We start from the raw sequence: 26,218 nt of genomic DNA on the forward strand, positions 1-26,218 counted from the left end.
CGAAAGGTAAAAGGTAGCTGCGTTAGCGGCATGTCCCAACCAGGTGAATCAACCGGCGAAGCCCGGTTGTTTCACCTTTCACCTTTCACCTCTATCCAAACAATTGCCCAAATACCTCTTCGATACTGCTTACTATTTTAATATCGATATCGTAGCGGGATAGGTCCATGCGCTTTTTATCCTGGCCGCCGGATGGAAGGTTGTATTTAGAGATAAAAATTTGGTTAAAGCCCAGTTTTTGTGCTTCGGCAATGCGCTGCTCCACACGGTTAACGGCCCTTATCTCGCCCGACAGGCCAATTTCGCCCGCAAAACAGGTTTTAAAGGGGATAGGCATGTCTTCATGCGACGATATGATGGCCGCGGCCAGGCCCAGGTCGATAGCCGGATCTTCTACCCGGATGCCGCCGGTGATATTCAGGAATACATCTTTGGCCCCCAACCGGAAACCGCAGCGCTTCTCCAATACAGCCAGCAGCATGCTCATCCGTTTGGTATCAAAGCCTGTAGCTGTACGCTGGGGGGTACCGTAGGGCGATGCGCTTACCAATGCCTGGGTTTCTATCAGCATAGGTCGCATGCCCTCTAAAGTGGCCGATATGGTGATGCCGCTCAGTGGTTCGTCGCGGTGCGATAGCAGGATCTCGGACGGGTTGGATACTTCCCTCAGCCCTTCGCCCATCATCTCGTAAATGCCCAGTTCAGATGCCGAGCCAAAACGGTTTTTTATGGTGCGCAGAATGCGGTAAACATGGTGCCTGTCGCCTTCAAACTGCAACACGGTATCAACCATGTGTTCCAGTATTTTGGGGCCGGCAATTGCACCATCTTTGGTAATATGCCCTATCAGGAAAACCGGGGTAGAAGTTTCTTTGGCAAAGCGCAGCATTTCGGCCGTGCACTCGCGTACCTGCGATACGCTCCCCGGGGTGGATTCAATGTGCGATGAGTGCAGGGTTTGGATAGAATCTATCACCACTAAATCGGGCTCCAGCGCCTCTATTTGCTTAAATATGTTTTGGGTAGATGTCTCGCAAAGTATATAAGCCCCCCCGCCCCCTGAAGGGGGAGTTTGTTGCGCATTAATTAGAACTGAGCCGTTCCCTTTTGCTCCCCCTTCAGGGGGCTGGGGGGCTGTCAATCTTTCCGCCCTCATCTTAATCTGCCTTTCACTTTCCTCGCCTGATACATACAGTACCTTTAAATTTGGCATATTTAGCGCCAGTTGCAGCATCAGGGTTGATTTGCCTATACCCGGCTCCCCGCCAATAAGCACCAGCGAGCCTGCTACTATTCCGCCACCCAAAACACGGTTAAATTCCTTATCGGGGGTAAGTACCCTATCCTCTTCGTTAAAGGTAATATCGGCTACCTGAACCGGCTTGTTGGCACGTTGCTGGGTATTGGATGTTACCTTCCAGGTGGGTACGGCATTGCTGGTGTTACCTTTTTCTATAATTTCTTCTACAAAAGTATTCCATTGCTGGCACGACGGGCATTTACCCAACCATTTGGGCGATTCGAAGCCGCAGCTTTGACAGAAATAGGCAATTTTAGTTTTGGCCATGGAAGTTTGATGTCCAGATTTTAAATTTCAAATGTACAAATGGTGAAATTTGCACGGCATACACAAATATGTGGATAAATTTTCTGACTTACTAATTTATTTAGCAATTTCCGCTTCTACCCTTCATTTTTCATCTCAAAACAGGTAACATCTCAACTCGTTGAAAATCAAACATATAACAAATTAAATAAAACAAAAATATATAATTAATTGAAAATGAACGAATTAGCTATCACCCAAACTTCACCTGCCGATACCCTCCGACACCCATAGTACATCCTTTCGGTACCTTTTGAATACCCTTTGCCCACTTTTGGATACCTTTCTGCATCCCCGGCTTTTCGGAGATAAAATGAGTAGCCGGGGAGGGCTATATAAAAACTAAAAACCGGATGCAAAAGCTTAAAGCTGCTTATTTAAATTACGGTAACGTGTCGGGTGCCTTATTCTGTATCTTTGAAAATGGGTAACGCCAATCTGCTCAAATATCTTAGCCTGCTGCTTCCCGAATCGCCGGAAACGGCGTCCACCATAGCAGGGCATTTTGAGGAGAGAAAGCTTAAAAAAGGCGATATCGTTTTGAAAGCCGGGGAGGTTTGCCCTGCATTTTATTTTGTAGAAAGCGGCCATCTGCGTACATATTACTGCAATAACCAGGGGCTGCAAATCAATATTTACTTCCACCTGGAAGGTTCGGTAACATCCGACCATAGGAATGCCAAGGCGGGGATCCCTTCTGAATTTACGATAGTAGCGGGCGAGAAAAGCGAAATATGGGTATTAAACCGCAAAATGTTAGAACAACAATGCTATGCCAACCCACACATCATGGTTTTTGGCCGAAGGCTGCTGAGCAGCATGTTACTTGATTTAAATGTGCATAGCAACCTTTTCAAAATGTACTCCCCCGCCGAACGTTACCGGTACATCGAGAAAAATGAGCCCCATCTGTTACAGCGAATCCCGCTTACTCAACTTGCCTCATACCTGGGAGTGAACCGGCGAACCCTCAGCCGCATCAGGGCGAAAAAATAATTTTGAGACATTTGTCGCGGGCGGATCCTGCCTCAATCAGTTAATTTTACGGCTGTTTATAAAGTAATGCTGTTTGAAATATCGATTTAGCAAAACCATGCATTTAACAAATTAAACCCGGTAAACCATGCAGAATAATACAGCCCTTTTAGTGATGGACATGCAGCTGCCCGTGGTAGCACGCATTGGCAATCCTGAAACGCTACTTGACAATATGGCCAACGCTATAGCCTATGCACGCGCCGCGCAAATACCCGTCATTTATGTGGTTGTAGGTTTCAGAGCAGGCGGGCCGGAAATTAGCCGTCAAAATAAAATATTTGGCAACACTAAAGACCGCCTTTCGGGCATTAACCCCGACGTGATGATAAAAGTACATCCCCGCCTGGCGCCCGCAGCCAATGAGCCTATTGTGGTAAAACGCCGCGTGAGCGCCTTTACCGGAAGCGATCTTGAAGTGATTTTAAGGGCACAGCAAATTCAGCATATGGTATTAACCGGCATTGATACCAGCGGCGTAGTGCTATCAACCCTGCGCGAAGCTGCCGATAAAGATTACCGCATTACGGTATTGGCAGATTGCTGCGGCGACGCAGATGAAGAAGTGCACCGTGTGCTGACTACAAAAGTTTTTGTTAGGCAGGCAGAGGTGATGACATTGGCAGATTGGAGTAAAAAACAAATGGCGATATAAACTTTTTGCCGCGCCCTCTTTTTACCACGCTATTTCTCATCCACATAACTCTTAAAGTATTCACACTCTTTAAGCACCTCTTTATAATAAGCTGTTTTGCTGTAGTTGTTTTTTAACAGCTGGAAATACTTGTTTAAATAAGTATAGCTTGTATCGTTAATTACCTTTTTAATATAGTTAGGATTATCTACCCCGTTATAAAAATCATTCTGGGCGCATTTGCTGAGCATGAAGGTGCAGCGTGCCCGCTGTTCATTGGTTGTGGCGTTGCGGAGCGCAAGGGTGTAATATTTGGTAGCTGTGGCCATGTCATAATAACTATCCAAAGCCGCATTAGCGTCATCACCGCTGCCCGATAAATCCGTATTAAGTGCATTAGGTGACGTATCGATGCCAAGGTTTTCATACTGGTAAAATGCGCGGCCATTGCCGTAATAGGTAATATTGTAATAAGCGTTGGCCATAAGCCAGGCATTGCGGTATATGTTTTTGCCGGCTTTTACTTCGGTTTGCAGTTTTAGCAGCGTTTGCACAAAGGATAATGGCGTAAATTTTTGCTTTTGCGGGGCGGCGGCGTCACAATCATGACAATCCGTTATCCGACTGTTGAAGGGATTGGCGTAAAGTACAAATTCTACAGGCTTCATTTTTTTTAGCAGGAATATCGCCTTAGCCGTTTGCTGCCGATAAACCAGGCTAAGCGCCTGGTGGTAATACAGGTTATCTAAAGTTACAGGGTAGTAACGTACCATCACCTTTTCAAAAGGTGTTTTATTGGTTTTTGTAAGCAGCTTAACCAGGTTTTCTACCTGCGCGCTATCTTTATAAATTACATAGTTATTGTTAAAGCAAACTTCCTTAACCAGGTTACCTTGCCGGTGATATAGCCGCGCAATTACCTGCATCACCGTGCCTTTGGCATCACTGTACCTCAATTTATTTAATGTCGATCCGCTTTTTCCCAGGGTTGGGTCGGCCAGCCAGTTTAATGGTTCGGTTAGCTGGCGCTCGGTGGTGGCATCCATTCTTTTGAGTTTGTTAACTATCAGCAATATATCCAACAGTTTGCCTTGCGCCTGTACGTTTACATCGCCCGGAGGGAACTGTTTTTTGGCAATGGCGTAAAACTTGCCGGCGGCCTTATAATTGCTATCCATATAATTGATATAGCCGGCAGCCAGGTTCCAGAAGTAGGGTTTGGCGGTGTTACCTTTCAAGGCAATGTTTTCTACCAGGTGCTTACCATCAAGGTAGCTTTTCCTAACCGAATCCGGGTTAACAGGGTCACTGTATATCCCCGAGGATTCATGGCTGTTAACCATCCGGCTTAACAACAAATCAAGTTTTTCAGATTTTGGGTCAAGTGCTATAATCTCTTTCATAGCCCGGTTTTCATCATACTGGATGCCCAGCATTTGCCAAAGCGTTATTTGCTCATCTTTGTTTTTTGCCATCCGCAGCGTAGCCTTCCAGTCGGTTTCATTTTGCGGGTGGAAGCTCCAGTAACTGGGGATCTTTAATTCGTACGAGTAATTGTAACACAGGCTATACAGGTAATTGGATAGGGCATAGTTTTTTTGGTGGTAATAATAACCTGCAACATAACCAAGGGCGCGGTAATAGGTTAAATCCTTTGCAAACCCATCTTTATATTTATTAAATATCGCTACCGATTTGGCGTTGTCGGCGTCATCGTCCCTGAAATAATAGTACCTGACCAACTGAAACCACAACCGCGATTTGATGAACGGATCTTTTTCATCCTGAAAAGCATGCATTAATGATGACTCCAGTTTAGCGGGTGCGTATAAAGGGGTAACTTTGTCCCAGCTACGCTGGCTATTGTTTACGGTAAATACTTCGCAACTTTTGGCCAGCTGCAGGTATTTAAAAAAGCCGGAAAGCTGCGCTTTATCGGGCCTGCCTTTGCTGCTATCGGGGTATGCTGCCGGTAAAGCATGCAAGGCACCGGTGTAGGTTTTATAAACGGTGTCAATCATCCCGGGGGTTGCCGTAGTTAACAAAAACAGGAGAGACTGGCGGGCAAACTGCCCGTTAAAATGACGATACCACTCATCAGTCACCTTATCATTGTACCATATATTACTGTCATCGGCGTGGCCCAAACCGTAGTAAACCTCGTTGCCGGTATAAAAAAATGGCGAGTATTGCTTATTTACAAAAAACTCGGGCGTAAAGGCCGAGTACTCCCATTCCTCCGAATCGGCACAGGCCCAGATTACCCCGGCAAGGGCAAGGGTACAAAAGCTAAAAACGATCAGAAACCTGGCGGATAGTTTCTGCCTGATATTCAGATAGGTTGATGTTGGCCAGTTCATAGTAAATGATGGTTCTGTTGGGTTGTTGCGGGAGGTATTTAACCAATTGTTTTGCTGCCGTGTTTAAACCGGCAGCGGTAATTTCTTCAAGCTTAAAAATATCATTTTGTTTGATATAAATACCTGCTAAAAAAAAGCTGTGCCTGACGCTGTAATTATTTGCACCAGCAATCTTTTCAAAATCCTCCCGGTTATCAAGCTGCCCGTGCCCTATTTTACCGTACACCTGGATCACTTTACCCTCCCTGATGTGGATGGCCCACGAAAACAGCGGTAATGCCACATCCAGTTTAAGTGGATACGATGTTACATAGGGTACATATTTTTCGGCGTCGGTATCATTGTAAATAGAGTTGGCCTGCTGCAAATTGGAATTCAGTTTACCCATATTGTAAAACATCAGCACTCCCCTATCAACAGGGGGCACGCCGGTACGCTCCTTAAACTTTACCTGGTGCAGCCTGATGGTAGCCTGTAACTGGTGCCGGTTAAGCTTTTTAAAAGCCAGCAGGAAATTAAAATACCGTTGCCGGGTGGTCAGCGTCCAGTCGCAATCAACCTGTACGCTGGTATAGTTAATATGTTGCTCAACGGCAAGGTTACCAAGCAGTTTATTGCAATTTACAGCCAGGCTATCAACGGCTGTATCGGGCATGTTTTCGAAGGTGGTGTTGGCGATATAAATAACCGGGGTAATACTTAGCCCGGCCAAGGTATCGTTAAACTGCACCACCGCGTTGGGGTATGCGCGGCGCTGATTTTTATCCCAGTTTACATCAAAAAACCGGACGTATATCTTGTTGGTACCAACCTGTTTTATTAGGCCTGCCTGCCCGGCCCCGAGTTTAAAATTGGTTTTCCAATAGTAAAAAGCGGTTGCGGCCGTGCTGTTGTTTTTACCGCACGAGCAAGCAAAAAACATGAAAACTATACAGCAAACAACTATGAAACAGGTACGGTTATACATAAAATTCATTTCTAAATACCTGCCGCTATTGTCGCATTTTACCTCTTGTTTGTCGCAACCAAAACTACAATTATTCAACGGTATCCGATAGCTTTGTTTGGCAACTTACCTCGATATGATGTGTTTCGGTTCAAATAAACATGGGCGGCGAACGGCGGCTACGACTCACCTCGGCTACGCTGCGCTGGCCGACCCTCTCTCCGGCTGCGCCGCAAAGAGGGTGAAGCTCCTTTTTTATTTTCTTATCTTTTTTCTTTTTTCGCCCCTCTATGCGACGCAGTCGGAGAGAGGGGCAGACGGGCGGAGCCTCGTCGGGGTGAGTCGTCTCCGCCGTGCGATATACATCATTCCTCCTTTAGCATTTCGCCAAATACCTCAACATGAATGTGTTCACTCATTTTTTATCCTCACAAATAATTAACTATTTTTAAACCAGCCTAAAAACACCAATTACCCAATAATGAAAACCATTTTCGACACCACCACCCGCCAGGAACTTATCACCCGCATAAACACCCTCAACGAAAACAGCACCGCGCAATGGGGTAAAATGACCGTTTACCAAATGCTGAAACATTGCAGCCTGTGGGAAGAAATGGTGTTGGGTAAAACCATGTACAAACAATCGTTTATTGGAAAGCTGTTTGGCAAAATGGCCCTGAAAGGCATGCTAAAAGACGATAGTCCTGTCAAAAAAAACATGCCTACTGTGCCTGGTTTTAACATTACCGGCACGGGCGATGTGGAGGCCGAAAAAGCCAAATGGATAGGCCTGATACAAGAGGAGGAAAATTTTGCCAACCACAATTTTGTTCACCCCTTTTTTGGCAAAATGACTAAGGAGCAAATAGGCTGCTTTGCCTATAAACATATCGATCATCATTTGAGGCAGTTTGGCGCTTAAAAGTTGTTTTCTCCTGATGACTGTGGGTTGGCAGGTATTCGGCGGCTTTGTTGTTGGTTTTACACAACTTCAGGACATATCCAATTTCCCTGTCATCCTGAGTGGTAAAATTTCACGAAATTCTGAAGGGGGAATGACATATATCGCATGGCGGCGAGTCGACTCACCCCGACGAGGCTCCGCCCGTCACCCCTCTCTCCGCTTCGCGCATAGAGGGGCCAAAAAATAAAAAATGGGGTTTACCCTCTATGCGGCGTAAGCCGGAGAGAGGGTCGGCCAGCGTAGCGTAGCCGGGGTGAGTCTTAGCCAGCGTTCAAAGCCAATGTTTGTATAACACCTACCCATGACATGTTGTAAATACCCCCTTTGTCATTCTGAACGAAGTGAAGAACAATTTCTTGAACGAAGTGAAAAATCTGTTAACCGACATGCGTCGCCGACGGAAAGTTCGCGAATAGATCCTTCACTACGTTCAGGATGACAGTTCTCTTATTGTATGTCATTCCCCCTTCAGAATTTTGCGAAATTTTACCACTCAGCATGACAGCCGTTTTTTACGATGTCATTCCTCCTTTAGAGTTTCGCGAAATTTTACAACTTACCAAGACAGCCTTCTTTGCAACGTCTTTCCCCTTTCCAACTTCGGGGATTCATACAACGCAGCGCAAAATTTTATGCTGTTTATTACTCCTGATCCGGTTTCTTCGGCAGGGTTTTCATGTTGAATTTGGGCTTGTAGGCAGGTTTTGCGGCCGGTGTTTCCTGGGCGGATTCATCGGCGCCTGCTTCAGGCTGTGGTGGTGTAGCTGGCCCGGCGGGTACTTCCGGTGCCGGGGCTATTTCCTCCTCTGCAATTGGTTTCGGCTTCATCATGGCCGCGTTAAACCGTGGCTTAAATCCCGGCTTTGCAGCTGGTGTCGCCGTAGGTTCAACAGGTGGTATTTCTTCTTTTTCTTCCGGTTTTTCTGCAGTGGGCTCAGTTCCTTCAGCGGGTTTTGGCTTCATCATGGCCGCGTTAAACCGTGGCTTAAAGCCTGGCTTGGCAACAGGCGTTTCGGGGGCTGCTGCCGTTGGTTGTTCTTTTACTTCCGGCGTATCGGCAGGGGCTTCACTCTCTTCGGCAGGCTTTGGTTTTACCATTGCTGCATTAAACCGTGGTTTAAAACCAGCGGGCTTGGCAGCAGGTGTTTCTGCGGGTGGTGTAACTCCTCCATCTGCAACATCCGGTTTTTGTTCAATAGCATCTGCGCCTTCGGTCGGTTTGGGTTTTACCATGCCCGGGTTAAAACGCGGCTTAAATGCCGGTTTGGGTGCTATATTTTCTGATGGCGTTGGTGTTTCTGCGGGTTTTGTTTCTTCAATAGCTTCGTCAACTGGTTTTGGTGGTACCGCTGTAGCCCTGAATTTTGGTGTAAACCCAACTTTTGGCGATGGTGTTGCGGGTGCTGTCAAACCATCAGTAATCGTTTGTTCGGCTAAAGGGTTGGCAATGTGTACCCGCTCGGTTTTAACTTCGGGGGCCAAAGGGAACCGGCGCCTTAATTTATTAAACCAGTATTTTTTGCTATGGTCAAAACTTTTCTCGCCCATTTGCTCAAAGTGATCTTTAAATTCCGAAAACAACAATCCCTCGGCTACTTGTAAAGCGGCAAGGTCAATCCTTTTCTTTTTAAAAAACTCGTCGAACAACATGTGCTATAATTTTAATTGACTTTGTCTTTTTTTAAGTCGGTAAGGTATTTAACGGCCAGATATGATTGCTTTATTTTTTCGGGGACACGTCGTACATTATATCTAACAGAATCTGCGGAAACCAAAAAACGTTCAGCTTTAAAAGTCTTTTCGTTATCAATAACAAGATTGTCATCTCCTCCGCTTGTTCGCCAGTAAGCACGTTGAAGGAAAATTTTCGACAAATAATATTTGATGCTATCCTTCGGGATATTCCCCATCTCAAAATCGGCAAAATCATTGCCGGATACAATTAGTTTTATCGAATCACCTAACGTTTCAATTACTGTAGCGGGTACAAAAAAGCTGCCATCCTTTTCGGCCTTCAAAGAAATTAAGCTTTGGCGTTTGCATGATATGTAAACCCTCGGAGATTCCCGGTCAGATGGGATGTGAATTGGCTTGCCTGTTTTAAAATTGTATAAAGCACATTTGATACCGTCCTGGGCATTGGCTTTTATTGTTAAAAGCAACAACATCAAAACTGCTATTGATTTCATAAATCTACGTTTATATCCAGCTGATTAAAATGTATGCCCTTATCTGTTTGCTTCCAGTCGTCACGTTCCTCGTTGGTAGCGTTCATCAGTTTGGGGAACCACTCCAGCGGGAAAGCTTGTTGCTTACCATCGGGTTTTTCAACAAAAAGCAAGCCGTTAGCGAAGGTTACCTTTACTTTTTTTTCTTCCTTACGTGAGCTGAATAGTGGCATTGGGCCCCCTCTAAATCTCCCCCGGAAGGGGAGACTTTTGTTTTAAAGTTTTATTTTAAAGCCCTCCCTTCCGGGGAGGGTTTGGGTGGGGCTTTCTACTCCGCCATGTTATGGTACACCGCCTGTACGTCGTCGTCGTCTTCCAAACGGTCAATCAGTTTCATGATATCAACCACTTGTTCTTCGGTTACTTCGTGGAACGATTGTGGTACACGCTCCAGTTTGGCCGATTTTACTTCAACTCCGGCTTCTTCCAGCGCTTTTTGCATCTTTCCAAAATCTTCAAACGCAGTGTGGATAACGCCGATATCTTTTCCTTCTTCATCTGCTTCAACAAACAAGTCTTCCAGGCCGGCATCAATCAGTTCAAATTCCAGTTCTTCCAGGTCGCGGTCGCCCGGCTCAAAGGTGAATACCGATTTGCGGGTAAAAATAAAATCTAACGATCCGGTTTTTCCCAGCGAGCCGCCATATTTGGTAAAATAACTGCGTACATTGGCAACAGTACGATTGGTATTATCGGTAGCTGTTTCAACCAAAACGGCAACGCCATAGGGCGCATAGCCTTCGTAAACAAGTTCTTCGTAATCTTTCTCGTCGCGGCTGGTGGCGCGTTTTATAGCGGCTTCCACGCGGTCTTTAGGCATATTTACCGCCTTTGAGTTTTGCACAGCTGTTCGTAAACGCGAGTTAGTAGTAATATCACCACCTCCGGCTTTTACGGCCATTACAATCTCTTTCCCTAAACGGGTAAACTGCACTGCCATTTTGGCCCAGCGCTTAAACTTTCTTTCTTTGCGGAATTCAAATGCTCTTCCCATAAATTTTTAGTTCGTTGTTGATTGTCCATAGTTCATGGCTGCTGCCATAAAAAAAGAACCCGCTGTATGCCTTGTTATACAGCGGGTTCAAATATAATATTGTTTTTTTTAACGGCTGAATAAAAATCCAGAATTGGGTGCGTCCTTTTTTGTGTAGTGCGGGGATTATTAAGTAACCCCCGAGGATCGCGTGAGCCACAAGGACTACCCCGACACCCATCTAAATAAAGTATAAAATCATGTAACGATAATAGCGCAGCCCATGTCTTATAGTTATGATGAAACTGATACGCGTATTTCTGTTGCCCTTATTCATGCTGTTACTTTTTAACTTTACCCAGGCGCAAACCAACACCGGTAAAATTTCAGGGGCGGTTTTAGATGATACTAAGAAACCCCTTGATGGCGCAACCGTTATTTTACTTGCCGCAAAAGATTCAAGCGTGGTAAGTACCCAGCTTGTTAACCCGGATGGTGGCTTCGTATTTAAAAACGTAAAGGACAATTCCTACCTTATTAAGGTTACTTATATTGGCTATAAAACCTACCAGAGCAGCCCCGTGGTTGTAAGCCAGCAAAAGCCGGTTAATTTACCCCCGTTTATTTTATCGCCGGCCGGCAAAAAGTTAAATGAGGTGGCCATAACGGCCAAAAAATCGTACGTACAACAAAAAATTGACCGCACGGTAGTTAATGTTGGGGCGTTGATATCAAACACCGGCGCCAATGCTTTGGAAGTATTGGCAAAAACACCAGGCGTACAGGTTGATGCCGATGGCAATATTACCTTCAAGGGAAAAAGCGGCGTAATGGTGATGATTGATGATAAACCAACCTATCTTTCGGCCGCAAACCTGGCAACTTACCTGCGCTCGTTACCGTCATCTTCATTAGATCAGATAGAGCTGATGGATAACCCGCCGGCCAAATATGATGCCGCAGGAAATGCAGGCGTAATTAATATAAAAACAAAAAAAAATACCACCCGGGGATTTAACGCGGTGGTTTCGGCCAATTACGCGCTCGGTTTTTATGGGCGGACAGACGAAAGCATCAATATGAATTACCGCGTTGATAAAATTAATATTTTTGCCAACCTTGCCTATAACAAGCAAAAAACCTTCAGACGGCTGGAAATTGACCGCGATTATTTTGATGCTAATGGAGATAGAACCTCTTCGCTAAAGGACATTTCCTATTTCAGGCCATCTGGTAACAACACCAATATTAAAGCCGGAATGGACTATTATTCGTCGCCAAAAACTACGTGGGGCGTAGTATTTACCGGCAACATATCGCATGATCATGACAGCAGCCCGGTTTATACCTTATTGTACAACAAAGATGGCGGGTTGGATTCGACCATAAACACGCTGAATACATCTACCAATAAGTTTGACAGCAAGGGCATAAACTTAAATTATACCCATAAGTTTGATAGCACAGGCCGTACACTTACATTCGACCTGGATTATATTCACGATGCAGCCGGCAGCAACCAGCTGTTTGTAAACAACACTTTTTTACCCGATGGCAGTTTAACAAATTCGCAAACGCTGACTGATAATTTGCCATCCACCATCAACATTTACTCGGCAAAGGCCGATTACGCCCATCCGCTTAAGGGCAAAGCCAAGCTGGAGGCCGGGGTTAAAAGCAGCTACGTGAGTACAGATAACGCGGCCAATTATTTTAACGTGGTTGATAATGTAAGCACCATTGACTACAACAATACCAACCGGTTTTTATATAAAGAAAACATCAATGCAGGCTATGTTAATTTCAACAAAACCCTGGGCCGGTTTTCATTACAAACAGGCTTGCGGTTAGAGAATACCAACGGATCGGGCCACCAGCTGGGCAATGCTCAAAAGGCTGATTCATCGTTTGTTAAACATTATACCAACCTGTTCCCAACGGCTTATTTTTCATACAACCTGGATACAGCCGGCCATAATGTGCTGGTTATTTCGTACGGCCGCCGCATTGGAAGGCCCAGCTACGGAAGCTTAAATCCCTTTACCTTTTTTGTAGATAAGTTCACTTATTTTTCGGGCAATCCTTTCCTTAAATCACAGTTTACTGATAATTATAAACTGGCGTATAGCTTCAGGAGTTTGTTTACCGTTGCCCTTGCCTATAACTACACCACCGATGTTCAGGGCGAAACCATTCACAACAGCAATAACGTATTCATCAGCACCCAAGGCAATATTGGGCGACAAAAAACAATCAACCTATCTGCCAACAGCAACTTTCAGCCGGCCAAATGGTGGTCGGTTAACTTATATGCCGAGGTTTATAAAAATACTTACCAGGGGGCGTTTTACACGGGGTACCTTAATCAATCGCAATACACATTTTCGGGCAATGGTAACAACCAGTTCACCTTATCCAAAACCTGGAGTGCCGAACTAAGCGGCTTTTATGATAACGGCGGCACTTATGGCCAGTTTGTTATACTGCCCAAAGGCATGCTTAACGCTGCCATTCAGAAAAAGATATTGAACAATAAAGGTACTATTAAGTTAAATGCGCGCGATATTTTCCACACGTTCAGGCCAAGCGGTACCATTACCAATATTGTGGGCGCCAATGCCACCTTCCACAACTTTTTAGATACCCGTGTAGCCACGCTGGCATTTACCTATAGTTTTGGTAAATTAACCAACACCCCCCAAAAGCGCGATACCGGCGGCGCCGAAAGCGAGCAAGGCAGGGCGCATTAAGTGGTCTGTCTGTCTGGGAATTTTCAATGCTATTAAGTTAAGAGAAATATTAAAAAGTTTATTTCGCACAAAGACGCCGGGACGGTAAGAAAAGTTAAAAAAATACCACACTTTGGTGGAGTTGTCTTATACGTGTTCCGAAGAGATAAAAAAGTGGGGGAACGTGCGATTCCTTCCTTGGGGAAGGAGGAGGTAGGGGTTAAATCAGGAGTACACAGGCGCATTTATAGCCGCACGGCGAAACCCCTCCCTGCCTTTGCGCACATTGCCAGCCGCACCCCTCCCGTGGGGAGGGAACTAAAAATCTTTCGAACACTTATGGGGACAACTCCAACAACGGCGGGAGGGAAACCCTGGGCACGGAAACCTACCACAAACCTTTCGCCTTTTACCTTTCTCCTTTACCCTTTCCCCTAAAGCACCCGCTTCAAATTGTCCAGCATATCGGCGGTCATTTTGTGCAGGTCGTATTCCAGTTTCCAGCCCCAGTCTTGCTGGGCACTGCTGTCGTCAATTGATTTGGGCCAGCTATCGGCAATGGCCTGGCGTGGGTCGGTATCTGTATAGCTTATTTCGAACGCCGGGATGTGCTTTTTAATTTCTTCGGCAAGTTGGGTTGGTGTAAAGCTGATGCCGGCCAGGTTATATGATGAGCGGATTTTAATTTGCTCTGCCGGTGCATCCATCAGGCTGATGGTAGCCCTGATGGCATCTTCCATATACATCATTGGCAGCGCGGTATCTGCCGAAAGGAAGCTTTCGTATTTACCATTCTTTAATGCCTCGTGAAATATGTGCACCGCGTAATCGGTGGTGCCACCGCCGGGCGATGCCTTCCAGCCGATAAGGCCGGGGTAACGGATGCTGCGTACATCAACACCATATTTTTCAAAATAATACTCGCACCAGCGTTCGCCGGCCAGTTTGCTAAAACCATATACCGTGTTAGGGTCCATTACACAATACTGCGGTGTATTGTACTGTGGCGAATGCGGGCCAAAAACAGCAATAGAGCTTGGCCAGAAAACTTTGGCAGTTTTAAACTCTACAGCAAAATCAAGCACATGGATAAGCCCCGTCATGTTTAAATCCCAGGCCATTTTTGGCTTTTTTTCGCCTACGGCAGATAGGATAGCAGCCAGCAGGTAAACCTGGGTTGGGCGGTGTTTATCAAATATGTGGTGCAGGTTATGCTTATCAAGCACATTTACAATTTCAAAGGGGCCGCTGTTGCGGATGGCATAGGTAGGATCGTTAATATCGGAGGCGATTACATTTTCGGCACCGTGAATGCCGCGTAATGCCATAACCAATTCGGTACCAATTTGACCATTGGCACCAATCACTAAAATTTTTTCAGTCATCAACTTTTAGTTTTGCCAAAGGTAGGAATTTGCCCGAAAAATTAACCCTTACTTAAGCTGTTTACGCAAACGATTGATCAAAATAGTATCAAGTACCAAGTATCAAGATTGTTGCAATAGGTGTAGCAGTATCAAGTAGTTAAAATCACGTATCGGGACAGCTGCGAAAGCAGTAGTAAGTATCAAGTAGTAAGTATCAAGACAGCTGCAAAAGCAGTAGTAAGTATCAAGTAGTAAGTATCAAGACAGCTGCAAAAAACTCGAATCGAAAAGTCTTGAGGATTGATGCTAATAGAAATCTTGATACTTGATACTTACTACTTGATACTATTTAAACTTTTTTGCTTTATTTTGTTTTTATGTTAAAAACCAGACTTGCCCTGCTTTTATTAGCATCGATAGCCTGCAGCACATCGGTAAGCGCCCAGCAAACCGATTCGCTGAAAAAGGACACCGTTAAAATTGATACCGCGCAGCTAAATAAGTTGCGCATCAATTCGCGCCCAAATTCCATCCCCACCAGGGTTAGGCCAATCCAGATCCAGCGCGAGCAAATCCCGGTATCTATGCTTGACTATAAGGTTAACCACTGGAAAAAAGCGGTAACTTTTGGGTTGAATTTCAGCCAGTCGGCCTTTACCAGTAACTATAGCGCCGGTGGTGTAAACTCGGTTGCCCTGGGTACAAACTTTATATACCATACCGAGTATAACAAAGCCCCTTTTAGCTATGTATCTGAGCTTAACCTTACTTACGGCGTTGCCAAAAATAAAGGCCAGGGCAAACGTAAAACCAACGACAGGATTTACTTTGATAATAAGGTAGCATCGCAATTATCTAAGCACTGGTATCTTTTCGGCGCGTTGACGTTTGAGTCGCAGTTTGATAAAGGTTATAATTATGTAGACCAGGGCAACGGCCGTTTTGATGCCCAGCAGATCTCGAACTTTATGGCGCCGGGATATTTAACCGAGTCGTTGGGTTTGGAGTATAAGCCAGCCCCTTATTTTGATTTACGCTTAGGTACCGGTACCGCAAGGCAAACGTTTGTTTTAGATAAAAGCGTGCGCCGCTTTCAAACCGATAACTACGGTGTAGATACCAACAAAACCGTAAAAAACGATTTAGCATTTCAAATGGTAGCGCTATTTGATAAGGATTTGATGAAAAACATCCACCTGAATACACGCTATGCATTGTTTATCCCATATGGCCAGTCGCTTAAATATGTTACCCATCGTGTTGATGCTGTATTATCGGCCCGGGTAAACCGTTTAATCAATGTTACCATCAATGGTACGCTGCTATATGATCAGCATACCTCAAAAGATGCCCAGGCTACAGAGGGCCTGGCACTGGGGATGTTGTACAGGTTCCCGTAATAGTCAATTGTGAAAATTGGGTAGCTGTGGGTTTGTTTTGTTTATTAAAAAACATAGCCTTTTTTGTTGATTTTGCCGGATCAAAAACGACGTATACATCTGTCTTAAAATTACTTTCAAAATCATACCTTTGTAACCTCAAAACTGGGATATTACAATGTTTGAAAATCTTTCGGATAAACTCGACAGGGCCTTTAAGGTACTGAAGGGGCAAGGAACTATTACTGAGATAAACGTGGCCGAAACCATGAAGGAAATCCGCAAGGCCCTTCTTGATGCCGACGTAAACTATAAAACCGCCAAAGCATTTACTGATGATGTAAGGCAAAAAGCACTGGGTAATAATGTACTAACAGCCATATCGCCAGGCCAGTTGCTTACCAAGCTCATGAACGATGAGCTTACCGAGCTTATGGGCGGCACCACTGCCGAGCTGGAAATAAAGGCTTCGCCAACCATTATCCTGATTGCGGGCTTAAACGGTGCGGGTAAAACAACCTTTACCGGCAAGCTGGCCAATTATCTTAAAACACAAAAAAATAAAAAACCCTTACTGGTTGCCGATGATATTTACCGCCCCGCGGCTATTGATCAGCTGGAAGTATTAGGCCAGCAAATTGGCGTACCGGTATATTCAAACCGCGAATCGAAAGATCCTGTTGCTATTGCGCTGGAGGGTATTGCCCTGGCCAAACAAAATGGCCATAATATAGTGATTATTGATACCGCCGGCCGCTTGGCCATTGACGAAGCCATGATGGTGGAGATTGAGCAGGTAAAAAGAGCGGTAAAGCCACACGAAATATTATTTGTGGTTGATTCGATGACCGGCCAGGATGCCGTAAACACCGCTAAGGTGTTTAACGACAGGCTTGACTTTACCGGCGTAGTATTAACCAAGCTTGATGGTGATACCCGCGGTGGAGCAGCCTTATCTATTAAATCGGTTGTAAATAAACCCATTAAATTTATAGGTACCGGCGAAAAGATGGAAGCGCTTGATGTTTTCCACCCCGATCGTATGGCATCCCGTATCCTGGGCATGGGTGATGTGGTTTCGTTGGTTGAGCGCGCCCAGCAACAGTTTGACGAGAAGGAAGCTGCCGAACTGCAAAAGAAAATCCGCAAAAACAAATTTGATTTTAACGATTTTTACAGCCAGATACAACAGATCAAAAAAATGGGTAACATGAAGGATCTGATGGGTATGATTCCGGGCGTAGGCAAAATGATGAAGGATGTTGAAGTTGATGATAACGCTTTTAAAGCCATTGAGGCCATTATCCAGTCAATGACGCCGTTTGAAAAATCGAACCCCGAAACTATTAATCAAAGCCGCCGTAACCGCATAGCCAAAGGTTCCGGAACTGATTTAACCGAAGTAAACCGGTTAATGAAGCAGTTTGACGACATGAAAAAGGTGATGAAACAAATGAGCAACCCCGCCGCTATGGCCAGCATGATGCGCCGGATGCCAAAAATGTAAGTATACCGGCCCCTGAGTGTCGTTTTGAAATATAATAAAGCCCTGGTAGTTTGAAGGGCACTGAAAAAGTCTTTCTGAAAACAGGGGGATAAAAAGGAGTAGGAATTGGGGTTTCTGCTCCTTTTTTTTATCTTAAAGGTATAATCGGCAGCCTTTTAGGTGTTAGCTCAACAACAAAAAAATCAGCTCAGTTCCTATTCCAGGCTATATGATCTGATCATTAAAGAGCTACTTTTTCAGTGCCCTCTCAAAGTGGCGGTCTTTTCTTTTTACGATGGCTGATAAAATCCCTGTTGCCGTGGCTGCGGGAGAGATTACTTGTTTGTGGTTTGTTTATTGCGACGCAGCATGCTCAAAAAAACGGGCGTAATGCCCAGGTACGATGCAATTTGCTTTTGCGCTATTCGCTGCTCCAATTTGGGGTATTGCTTTTGAAACTGCAGGTAGCGCTCTTCGGCGGTTTTAGAAAGGTTTGACGTAATGCGGCGCTGGTATAAATTGAACCCATTTTGGGTAAGTATCCGAAAAAAACGCTCGAACTTAGGTACCTCGATAAATAATTTTTCAATAGCCGCGTGGCCCAGGTAAAACACATCGGTATCTTCCAGCGCGCTTATCGAATAGAATGCGGGGCTTTGTCCAAAAAAGCTGGATATATCTACCGACCACCAGTTTTCAGGGCAAAATGATATATTGTGTTGGTCGCCCTCGCGGTCTATGTTAAAAATGCGCAGGCAGCCTTTGTTCACAAAATATATTGCCCTGCAAATCTCGCCGGCGCTCAGCAGAACAGTATTCTTTTTTACAACCTTATGCTGCAATACCGATTGAACATAAGCCGCCTCTGCTGGAGTTAACGAAACGTGCATGGCAAAGTTTGCCATTATGAGGTCGAACATAGGGTAGTTTTAAAGTAAAGATAGGGTTTGAATTTATAGTTCAAAATCACCGTAATTGAAAATATCTGCCAAAAGCAAAAGAGGCTAACCTGTTAAGGCAGCCTCTTTTGCTTTTCCAATGACAGCAGATAGCTAAATGTGCTACTTCCAAATCGATTTTAACCCGGTAACGGTAAGTGTGTTTAATTTCAGCTTTCCATCTACATTTATAGCCAGGCCTGTGAAATCCTCATTTGGGAAATAAACAGCAGTCATGGTGGTTAGGCCTCCATCGGCAAAAAGCTCAACGGATGCTTTATCAACTACAATGGTCAGGTCGGAACTTTTTGTTGTACTCAATCTTGGGGCAGTAAACCGGCCCGAGAAGTCTTTTTGAAAATCCACCTTGCCTGACTTTGTCCTGTCGATAAAATACTGACCCTTAACATCATCGTATCCAATTAATACTTCTTCTCCTTTTTTGTTATACAGTTTGATAGTGTAGCCCTTTAACTGGGCAAGGGTTAACTTTAAAACGTATTGGCTTTTTAATTTATTCACCTTGCCGGTTAACTCAAGTATTTTATTAACTGCCACGTTTTTTGATACAGATGTATTGGCGCTGATATTAACTAACTCAGGAACCGGGGCCGATGCGATCACGATACCTTGTTTACTTTGTTTTAAACGCAAATCGCGCGGAATGGTCATGGCGTTGCGCCATTTTTGGGTGGGTACCTGGTTGGCATATTCCCAGTTACTCATCCAGCCAAGGAAAATTTTGCGGCTGCCGGTATTGCTCCAGGTAATGCCTGCATACTCATCGGGGCCATAATCCAGCCAGCGCGTTTGGGTATCCATCGGCGTAAACTGGTGCCCGTTAAAGCTCCCCACAAAATATTGCGTAGCCGAGCCTCCGTTAGGGCCTCCGGGGTTAAGGTTTACCACCAGTATCCAGTATGTTTTGCCGTTCAGCTTTAAAGGGAACAGGTCGGGGCACTCCCATACCCCGCCGTGCGCTCCCTCTCTTAAACCGAACTCACTCTCCTTTTTCCAGGTTTTTAAATCAGGTGCCGAGTAAAAGGTAATATGATCTTTGGTGGCCAGGGTCATTACCCATTTTTTTTGTTTGGGGTACCACATCACTTTAGGATCTCTGAAATCCTTAATCCCCGGATTTTTAAGTACCGGGTTGCCTGCATATTTCGTCCAGGTGCTCCCTTCATCCAGGCTGTATGCAATGCTTTGGTTCTGAAAAACTTCCGTTCCTGCTTTTTCTCCCTTCGGATCATGGTGGGTAAAGATAGCTACCATCGGAATTTTTCCATTTTTACCAAAGCCCGAAGTGTTGTTGGAATCAACCACCGCGCTGCCTGAGAAAATATACCCCAGGCTATCCGGATATAAAGCGATAGGCAGTTCTTTCCAATGTACCAGGTCCTTACTTACCGCGTGCCCCCAATGCATTGGTCCCCAAATAATATCCTTTGGATAATATTGGAAAAACAAATGATAAGTATGGTTAAAGTAAACCATCCCGTTAGGATCATTTACCCAATGCTCCTCCGGCGAAAAATGCACCTGCGGCCGGTGCGGCTCCTGGTAGCTTACTCCTCCTGATTTATCCTGCGCTTTACTAACCATGGTAATCATCATAAAGGCCATCAGTAACGTGATGCCGGTTTTTGTTGTCATAATTGAAGTTCTTTTAATTTAGGCAGATGAACTTTAGCGTGTATTAAAGGTGCCCCGGCATAATTAAAAACCGGGGCACCTGTATGTTCTAACAAATTTAATACCCCGGATTTTGTTTGTATAAACCGTTGGTAAATGTAATTTCCGATTGTGGTATAGGCAGGTACTCATCCCGGCCCGCCGTAAATTTAGCGGTAGCCAGGAAGGTTCTTCTACCTTTTTCAATATTGATATAGTCGTTTAAAGTTTTCTCGGCAATACCCCATCTAACTAAATCAAAAAAGCGTGCTCCTTCTGTGGCAAACTCCAGGCGCCTTTCCCATTGCAGCGCTTTGCGGGCGTAATCCTGTGTCCAGTTGGCAATGCTATAAGGTTTAACGTTATAGTTGGATGGAAAGGTACCATCTATTTTTTTAAGCCTCCCGGTGCTTGCCGCCGCACGGTTTCTTATTTGATTAATGAGCGGTAATGCACTTGCCTGCTGCCCCAGCTCAATATAAGCTTCGGCCTGCATAAGCAGTACATCATCGTACCTGATGATATCATAATTTTTTGCCGACCCCATGAACGGACCAAGCTTAAAATATGATGAGCTGGTAGCCAATTGCTGGTTACGCATGGTGTGGAAATTTCCGTAAACACCAGGATCGCGCACCCAGCTGTTGCTAAATGGTTTTGTGTTGTCGTACTTATACGGATGGCCGTCGATACCAACGGTATGGTCTAATCTTGGGTCAACCGTTACTTTTGTTAAATCGGCATTGCTATTGTTAAATGTATCAAAGTTAGGCAAACCATTAACATCGGTAGTATGCGCGTTCACCAGGTTCTGGCTGGCAGCGTGGAAACCGCAACAGCCGTACTGGGGCGCACCGTGCGGATAATTTAAACCATCTTCAAAATTCATACGCCCGGCGGTGGTGCCATCATTGATCGTAAATTGAATAGCGAATACCGACTCGGGGCCGTTTTCAGTTTCCGGTAAAAAATTATTAGCAATATCGCTGCTTAATGAATATTTACCCGATGCGATAACAGCCTGTGTAAGATCAACCACCTGCTGTAACCTTGTTTTATTGATATTGGTTACATGATGCTTATCATCCTGCTCATAGGCCTGGTATAATCTAAGCTTTGCTAAATAAGCCTGGGCGTTTAATTTATTTGCCCTTGCCAGCTCGGGTTGAGTCACCGGAAGATTATCGATGGCGTATTGAAAATCGGCTGCAATTTTATTCCATGAATCCTCATTTGACAAGGTGTTTGAAACTTTCAGGATATCATCCGCCGTCGCGTTTTCATCAAAAATTGGAATGTTTTTATACAGCAGTTTCATGGTAAAATAGCTGTGGGCACGTAAAAATCTCAACTCGGCCAAACGTGTTTTCTTATTAGGGTAATCTGCATCAGAGAGCGAATTAACTGCCCTTAGCGCCACATTTGCCCTTGAAATAGATTTGAACAAATTTTTCCAGGTACGTGAAACAAAGGCATCCATTGATGGGGTTACCAGGTTGTAATGCTCCAGCGCGTCAACTTCGCCAACATCACCGGTACCGCCGCCGCCTTTATAGGCGTCATCTGAGCGAACGCTGCCGTAAGCCCAATCGCTGTATATGGGGCCTATCATATCGCCGTTGCCAATAGCGGCATAGGCTGCGGTTACCAAACCTTCAATAGCGGTTGGGGTTTTTAAATCTGATGAAGACAACACACCCTTTGGTGTATAGTCTAACGCTTTTTTACATGAACTGAAGATGATCAGTCCGGATAAAACAGCTGTGAAAAATATTTTTGCTTTCATACTGAATAGTTTATATCGTTAAAATGATGCGTTGATACCAAAACTGAAAACTTTAGGAATTGGAACCGGGCCGAGGTCAATCCGTTCAGGATCGGGGCTTAAATAGCTTTTGCTTTTCAACGTAAACACGTTTTCGGCCATCGCGAACACTCTTAGCCTGGTAAATACCGCTTTAGGCACAATGGTGTATCCAATTTGAATGTTGCGGAGTTTAAAGTAAGATGTGTTTACAATAAAGTAATCAGAAGTGCGGCCTTCATTGTTATTGTCTTTTAGTGTTAATGCCGGTACGTTTGTATTGGTATGCTGTGGTGTCCAGCCGTTAAATACGCCGGGACCAACATTTTCGCGGCTATGCATCAGGTTATTGTACAGGGTATATACATCGAACCCTTTACGGCCGGCAACCCCCGAACCAAATATAGACAGATCGAATTTTTTATAGGTCAGGTCGATTCTTGCACCGTACTCCAAAGCAGGTAGCGTAGTTCCTATCCAGGTTTGATCGTTGGCATCAATTTTTCCGTCGTGGTTTACATCAACATACTTTATTCTGCCCGGCCCCGCGCCAATTTGTGTTGGGGCAGCATCTACTTCGGCCTGCGATTGGAAAAGACCGGCAGTTTTATATCCAAATATGTCAAACTGCGAATGTCCTATAATGGTATTAGCTATGTTACCCGGATAGGCCGGCCTAACATTCTCAGGCAAATCAGTGATTTTGTCTCTGAAGTGCGAAAAGTTTAAAGTTACATTGTAATTAAAATCGCCTGATTGCTGGCCATGATAGGTTATTAAAAACTCCCAGCCTTTATTGCTTTTTGAGGCCCCGTTAACGGTTTTTGATTGCCCTTCGCCCAAGGCCGACGCAATTGGAGGTGTAATTAGTATCCCCGTAGTTCTGCGGGTAAAATAGTCAAATGATCCCGAGATCTTATCGTTCAGGATGGCAAAGTCAAGCCCGGCATTTAGCTCTTCGGTAGATTCCCATTTTAGGCCTGGATTGGCAGCCTGGGTTTGCACAAAGCCCGAAGGTAACGATCCTGTATTGGCACCAGAAAGTGAGTAAGCAGTACCAACATTCATGTACTGCTCCCAAAAGCCCGGGGTTAACTGATTTTGAGTGGTACCATAGCGGGTATCATAAAGCGCGAAGCGCGATTGATCGCCTATTTCCTGGTTACCTACACGGCCCACACCTGCCCTTAGTTTTAATTCCGAAAAGATGGTGTTGTTTTTCATGAAGCTTTCCTGGTCAATTTTCCAACCGAAGGAAGCTGACGGGAAAATACCATATTGGTTGTTTGAACCAAACCTTGATGAACCGTCGCGGCGTATGGTTACCGAGGCTAAGTATTTACCGGCATAATTATAATCTAACCGCGAAAACTGCGAAAACAAGCTATTCCCGGTAGAGCGGCCGGTAACTATAGTATTGCCTGTACCGGCATCTAAGGTAAAATAATCTTCGGTTTGTATGGCGTAGCCTTGTTTAAGGGTGGTCTGAAAATCGGTAAAGGTTTTAATATACTCGGTACCAACCAATAATTTAAAATGGTTGTTGGTGGTTAAATCGTAGTTATACCTTAACGTGTTTGAAAAAGTAGTGCTCAGGTAATGGTTCTGGTCAAAAAACAAGCTATTGGTTGTACGCGCCAGGGCACCTTCCTGGAAAGTTGGTGTTATCACCTTATTCAGGTAATTTGAATTATCGGCACCAAAATTCGATTTGAAATACAGGTTTTTAATGGGTTGTATTTCTAAAAAAACATTACCAAATGTATTTACCCGGTTAGCATTGTTCCACTTGGCTAAATCCTGCATGTGCAGCGGGTTATTCCTGTCAGAGTATCCCGCGCCAGATTCGCCTGCATAAGTAACACCATCTTTTTGATATACTGGTATAGTAGGTGCCAGTGTTACCGCCAAAAAGGTGGTTGCCGCGCCGCCCAAATCTGTGGTAGTAAGCGTCTCGTTTGAGTTGGTTATTTTTAAGTTTACGCCAAAAGTAGCTTTGTTGTCAAAGGCGCGTACCACACCGTTAATGCTACCTGTAGTACGGTTGTATTTTGTAAACCTAACAAGGCCGGTGTTTTTGATGTTGCCAAAGTTAATTTCAAGTGATGCGTTTTTGTTGCCTACCGATGCTGTGAAATCATTGTTATAAACCATGGCTGTTTTATACAATACACTTTGCCAATCGGTATTGCCGGCAGGGGTATTAGGGTCGCCACCTACAAATTGTTTGGGGGTAACACTGTTTAAAACCGGGTTGTTATAATTACCGTTCCAGTTAAAAGTGTATATATCGCCATAACCGGCAGCCGGGTCCTGGCCATCGTTTACAGATGCCTGCCATAGCGCCTTACCTCTGTCTGTCGAATTCAGCATTTTAAACCGCAACGATTTTTCTGACTGGACAGATGTACTGTTATTAAACTGGAACAGGACTTTGCCCTGGGTATTGCCGCCGTTTTTTGTGGTAACAATGATAACGCCATTGGATGCTCTTGACCCGTAAATTGACTCAGACGAAGCATCCTTAAGTACCTGTACCGATGCAATGTTTGAAGGTGATAAATTTTGAAAAACTTCGGGCCTGGTGGTGGGTATACCATCAATAACATATAAAGGGTTGTTATTGCCCAGGGTATTTGCACCCCTGATCAGTATCCTGCTGGTTGAGCCATTGGCCGATCCATCTTTCTCGATATACAAACCGGCAACCCTGCCCTGCAAAGCTTGCATGGTATTACCCGAGCTGTTGTTTTTTACCGGTGCTAAATCAACAACGGCCACGGCGCCCGTCAGGTCTTTCTTCCTTTCGGATGTATAACCGGTTACTACTACCTCATTCAAGGTGGTTGCGGCATCTTTAAATACCACATCAAGTACTTTGGTATCGGCGGCAACTGTTACAAGTATCGGTTTGGTGCCCACATATGAAAACCTGATAGATTGCCCGGTTGCTGCCGTGATGCTGAATTTTCCGCTGGCATCTGATAGCGTTGATTTTTGGGTTTCAACAACCACAATGGTAACGCCATCCATTGGCTTTGATGCGTTATCCAGCACAGTCCCGGTAATGACGCGGGATTGCGCATACCCCTTACTTATGAGCAGTATAAGCAGGGAACAAATAAGTAATAATTTTCTCATTGGTTTTTAATTAAGTTTATTAGGTATGGTTTATTTAAAATAATTGGCTTTTAAAGTCTTGATAATCTGTTATTTTATAATCGGGACAACCTCCTTTCTTTGTTGCAATAAAGCCACCCATCGCTATTGCGTTTTTTAACAAGGTTTCCGGCGGTACGCCGTTATAATGGTTGGCAATAAACGCGGCCAAAAATGAATCGCCGCTGCCAATGGTATCTGTAACTTTTACTTCGCGGCCGGCAACATGATAGGCCTTATCCTGCTTGTAGTACGATGCGCCAAACTCGCCCTTGGTAACTACAATCTCGGGGATGTTAAAGTGGTCCTGTATAAGCCTGATCTGTTCCGATTCTTTGCCGAATGATCCCCTGAAAAGGCCCTGCACCATTTCCAGTTCGGCCTGGTTAAATTTTACAATATCTGCTTTGCGCAAAAGCTCTTCCAGCAAATCGCGGCTGAAAAAAGGCGGGCGCAGGTTAATATCAAATACTTTAATAGCATCACGCTCCAACAATTCAAACAGGGTATTACGCGATATGCTGTTACGCGATGCCAGGCTGCCATATACCAGGTAGGTTGATGGCTGCAAGTGGCTGATGATATGCGCGCTATCGCTTATAAAATCCCAGGCCACCGGGAAAACTATCTCGTACGATACCTCGTTGCCATTATTCATTTTGGCAATTACCTGGCTGGTTGGATGCTCGGTATCGGTTTGCAGTAAATGTTTTGGTATTCCCCAGCCGTCCATCAAATTTTCCAGCTTGCGGCCGTTGGCATCGTTGCCTATTTTGCTTACCAGGCTGGTGGGCATACCCAGTTTATTTAAGTGATAAGCCACGTTAAGCAATGCGCCGCCGGGCTGCGGGCCATCGGGCAATACATCCCAAAGGATTTCGCCGTAGCAAATGGCCGGGGGTGTTATGTTGGTTTGCGGGGTCATCGTTATTT

The 26,218-nt window shown here is 44.8% G+C and carries 19 protein-coding genes; 6 read left to right on the forward strand and 13 right to left on the reverse strand.

The annotated features are described in order from the left end of the window. Positions 1-91: 91 nt before the first annotated feature. Positions 92-1,567 carry a DNA repair protein RadA gene (gene radA, locus AC1RM2_RS17335; protein WP_492986443.1) on the reverse strand — a complete coding sequence of 492 codons (1,476 nt, stop codon included), beginning with the start codon at positions 1,565-1,567 and terminating at the stop codon, positions 92-94. Positions 1,568-2,029: 462 nt separating this feature from the next. Here radA and AC1RM2_RS17340 point away from each other — a divergent pair, with 462 nt between their 5' ends. After that, entirely contained in the window at positions 2,030-2,602 is a 573-nt protein-coding gene (locus AC1RM2_RS17340; RefSeq protein WP_492986444.1) for a Crp/Fnr family transcriptional regulator, read from the forward strand. 127 nt (positions 2,603-2,729) lie between these two features. Continuing rightward, a complete protein-coding gene (locus AC1RM2_RS17345) occupies positions 2,730-3,296 on the forward strand; it encodes a cysteine hydrolase family protein (protein ID WP_492986445.1) in 567 nt (188 codons plus the stop codon). Between the two features lie 29 nt (positions 3,297-3,325). Here the strand turns inward: AC1RM2_RS17345 and AC1RM2_RS17350 are convergent, their stop codons facing one another. Together AC1RM2_RS17350 and AC1RM2_RS17355 are read right to left on the reverse strand one after the other, a co-directional pair. Further along, positions 3,326-5,635 (reverse strand): hypothetical protein, encoded by a 2,310-nt coding sequence (locus tag AC1RM2_RS17350; RefSeq protein ID WP_492986446.1) that lies wholly within the window; start codon positions 5,633-5,635, stop codon positions 3,326-3,328. Continuing rightward, on the reverse strand, positions 5,565-6,557 hold the full coding sequence (locus AC1RM2_RS17355) for a hypothetical protein (RefSeq protein WP_492986447.1): 993 nt from the start codon (positions 6,555-6,557) through the stop codon (positions 5,565-5,567). The genes AC1RM2_RS17350 and AC1RM2_RS17355 overlap by 71 nt, the downstream gene beginning before the upstream one ends. Before the next feature lie 505 nt (positions 6,558-7,062). Here AC1RM2_RS17355 and AC1RM2_RS17360 point away from each other — a divergent pair. Continuing rightward, positions 7,063-7,506, forward strand: coding sequence for a DUF1569 domain-containing protein (locus tag AC1RM2_RS17360; RefSeq protein WP_492986448.1), 444 nt, complete (start codon positions 7,063-7,065; stop codon positions 7,504-7,506). A gap of 684 nt (positions 7,507-8,190) precedes the next feature. Here AC1RM2_RS17360 and AC1RM2_RS17365 read toward each other — a convergent pair. The 4 genes from AC1RM2_RS17365 to AC1RM2_RS17380 form a co-directional block, all read right to left on the reverse strand. After that, entirely contained in the window at positions 8,191-9,198 is a 1,008-nt protein-coding gene (locus AC1RM2_RS17365) for a hypothetical protein (protein ID WP_492986449.1), read from the reverse strand. A gap of 11 nt (positions 9,199-9,209) precedes the next feature. Then, entirely contained in the window at positions 9,210-9,737 is a 528-nt protein-coding gene (locus AC1RM2_RS17370) for a hypothetical protein (RefSeq protein WP_492986450.1), read from the reverse strand. Further along, complete coding sequence (locus tag AC1RM2_RS17375) at positions 9,734-9,949, reverse strand: DUF2442 domain-containing protein (protein ID WP_492986451.1); 216 nt, start codon at positions 9,947-9,949, stop codon at positions 9,734-9,736. The genes AC1RM2_RS17370 and AC1RM2_RS17375 overlap by 4 nt, the downstream gene beginning before the upstream one ends. 95 nt (positions 9,950-10,044) lie before the next feature. Further along, the gene (locus AC1RM2_RS17380) at positions 10,045-10,770 is read right to left on the reverse strand and encodes a YebC/PmpR family DNA-binding transcriptional regulator (RefSeq protein WP_492986452.1); all 726 of its coding nucleotides are present in this window, start codon (positions 10,768-10,770) and stop codon (positions 10,045-10,047) included. 275 nt (positions 10,771-11,045) lie between these two features. Here AC1RM2_RS17380 and AC1RM2_RS17385 point away from each other — a divergent pair, with 275 nt between their 5' ends. Continuing rightward, positions 11,046-13,499: a TonB-dependent receptor gene (locus tag AC1RM2_RS17385; protein WP_492986453.1), complete on the forward strand. Its 2,454-nt coding sequence runs from the start codon at positions 11,046-11,048 to the stop codon at positions 13,497-13,499. Positions 13,500-13,912: 413 nt separating this feature from the next. Here the strand turns inward: AC1RM2_RS17385 and AC1RM2_RS17390 are convergent, their stop codons facing one another. Then, complete coding sequence (locus AC1RM2_RS17390) at positions 13,913-14,863, reverse strand: NAD-dependent epimerase/dehydratase family protein (protein WP_492986454.1); 951 nt, start codon at positions 14,861-14,863, stop codon at positions 13,913-13,915. A gap of 359 nt (positions 14,864-15,222) precedes the next feature. On the opposite strand from AC1RM2_RS17390, the gene AC1RM2_RS17395 reads away from it, so the two are divergent. Both AC1RM2_RS17395 and ffh read left to right on the forward strand, forming a co-directional pair. Further along, positions 15,223-16,245: a DUF3078 domain-containing protein gene (locus AC1RM2_RS17395; protein WP_492986455.1), complete on the forward strand. Its 1,023-nt coding sequence runs from the start codon at positions 15,223-15,225 to the stop codon at positions 16,243-16,245. A gap of 157 nt (positions 16,246-16,402) precedes the next feature. After that, positions 16,403-17,731, forward strand: a complete 1,329-nt coding sequence (gene ffh / locus AC1RM2_RS17400; RefSeq protein ID WP_477362604.1) for a signal recognition particle protein — start codon at positions 16,403-16,405, stop codon at positions 17,729-17,731. Between the two features lie 314 nt (positions 17,732-18,045). Here the strand turns inward: ffh and AC1RM2_RS17405 are convergent, their stop codons facing one another. From AC1RM2_RS17405 to AC1RM2_RS17425, 5 genes are all read right to left on the reverse strand, one after another. Beyond that, complete coding sequence (locus AC1RM2_RS17405) at positions 18,046-18,630, reverse strand: Crp/Fnr family transcriptional regulator (protein WP_492986456.1); 585 nt, start codon at positions 18,628-18,630, stop codon at positions 18,046-18,048. A 141-nt stretch (positions 18,631-18,771) separates the two neighbouring features. Beyond that, positions 18,772-20,304 (reverse strand): glycoside hydrolase family 32 protein, encoded by a 1,533-nt coding sequence (locus AC1RM2_RS17410; RefSeq protein WP_492986457.1) that lies wholly within the window; start codon positions 20,302-20,304, stop codon positions 18,772-18,774. Between the two features lie 97 nt (positions 20,305-20,401). Beyond that, entirely contained in the window at positions 20,402-22,108 is a 1,707-nt protein-coding gene (locus tag AC1RM2_RS17415) for a RagB/SusD family nutrient uptake outer membrane protein (RefSeq protein ID WP_492986458.1), read from the reverse strand. Positions 22,109-22,126: 18 nt separating this feature from the next. Beyond that, entirely contained in the window at positions 22,127-25,267 is a 3,141-nt protein-coding gene (locus AC1RM2_RS17420; protein ID WP_492986459.1) for a SusC/RagA family TonB-linked outer membrane protein, read from the reverse strand. A gap of 34 nt (positions 25,268-25,301) precedes the next feature. Beyond that, positions 25,302-26,210 carry a carbohydrate kinase family protein gene (locus tag AC1RM2_RS17425; RefSeq protein WP_492986460.1) on the reverse strand — a complete coding sequence of 303 codons (909 nt, stop codon included), beginning with the start codon at positions 26,208-26,210 and terminating at the stop codon, positions 25,302-25,304. Between the last annotated feature and the right edge of the window lie 8 nt (positions 26,211-26,218).

This window comes from Mucilaginibacter sp. GW822-FHT03E02, from assembly GCF_058801545.1.

Coding starts and splice junctions, on each gene's coding strand:
- radA (WP_492986443.1), bottom strand. CDS start 1,567: ATGGCCAAAACTAAAATTGCCTATTTCTGTCAAAGCTGCGGCTTCGAA.
- AC1RM2_RS17340 (WP_492986444.1), top strand. CDS start 2,030: ATGGGTAACGCCAATCTGCTCAAATATCTTAGCCTGCTGCTTCCCGAA.
- AC1RM2_RS17345 (WP_492986445.1), top strand. CDS start 2,730: ATGCAGAATAATACAGCCCTTTTAGTGATGGACATGCAGCTGCCCGTG.
- AC1RM2_RS17350 (WP_492986446.1), bottom strand. CDS start 5,635: ATGAACTGGCCAACATCAACCTATCTGAATATCAGGCAGAAACTATCC.
- AC1RM2_RS17355 (WP_492986447.1), bottom strand. CDS start 6,557: ATGTTTTTTGCTTGCTCGTGCGGTAAAAACAACAGCACGGCCGCAACC.
- AC1RM2_RS17360 (WP_492986448.1), top strand. CDS start 7,063: ATGAAAACCATTTTCGACACCACCACCCGCCAGGAACTTATCACCCGC.
- AC1RM2_RS17365 (WP_492986449.1), bottom strand. CDS start 9,198: ATGTTGTTCGACGAGTTTTTTAAAAAGAAAAGGATTGACCTTGCCGCT.
- AC1RM2_RS17370 (WP_492986450.1), bottom strand. CDS start 9,737: ATGAAATCAATAGCAGTTTTGATGTTGTTGCTTTTAACAATAAAAGCC.
- AC1RM2_RS17375 (WP_492986451.1), bottom strand. CDS start 9,949: ATGCCACTATTCAGCTCACGTAAGGAAGAAAAAAAAGTAAAGGTAACC.
- AC1RM2_RS17380 (WP_492986452.1), bottom strand. CDS start 10,770: ATGGGAAGAGCATTTGAATTCCGCAAAGAAAGAAAGTTTAAGCGCTGG.
- AC1RM2_RS17385 (WP_492986453.1), top strand. CDS start 11,046: ATGATGAAACTGATACGCGTATTTCTGTTGCCCTTATTCATGCTGTTA.
- AC1RM2_RS17390 (WP_492986454.1), bottom strand. CDS start 14,863: ATGACTGAAAAAATTTTAGTGATTGGTGCCAATGGTCAAATTGGTACC.
- AC1RM2_RS17395 (WP_492986455.1), top strand. CDS start 15,223: ATGTTAAAAACCAGACTTGCCCTGCTTTTATTAGCATCGATAGCCTGC.
- ffh (WP_477362604.1), top strand. CDS start 16,403: ATGTTTGAAAATCTTTCGGATAAACTCGACAGGGCCTTTAAGGTACTG.
- AC1RM2_RS17405 (WP_492986456.1), bottom strand. CDS start 18,630: ATGTTCGACCTCATAATGGCAAACTTTGCCATGCACGTTTCGTTAACT.
- AC1RM2_RS17410 (WP_492986457.1), bottom strand. CDS start 20,304: ATGACAACAAAAACCGGCATCACGTTACTGATGGCCTTTATGATGATT.
- AC1RM2_RS17415 (WP_492986458.1), bottom strand. CDS start 22,108: ATGAAAGCAAAAATATTTTTCACAGCTGTTTTATCCGGACTGATCATC.
- AC1RM2_RS17420 (WP_492986459.1), bottom strand. CDS start 25,267: ATGAGAAAATTATTACTTATTTGTTCCCTGCTTATACTGCTCATAAGT.
- AC1RM2_RS17425 (WP_492986460.1), bottom strand. CDS start 26,210: ATGACCCCGCAAACCAACATAACACCCCCGGCCATTTGCTACGGCGAA.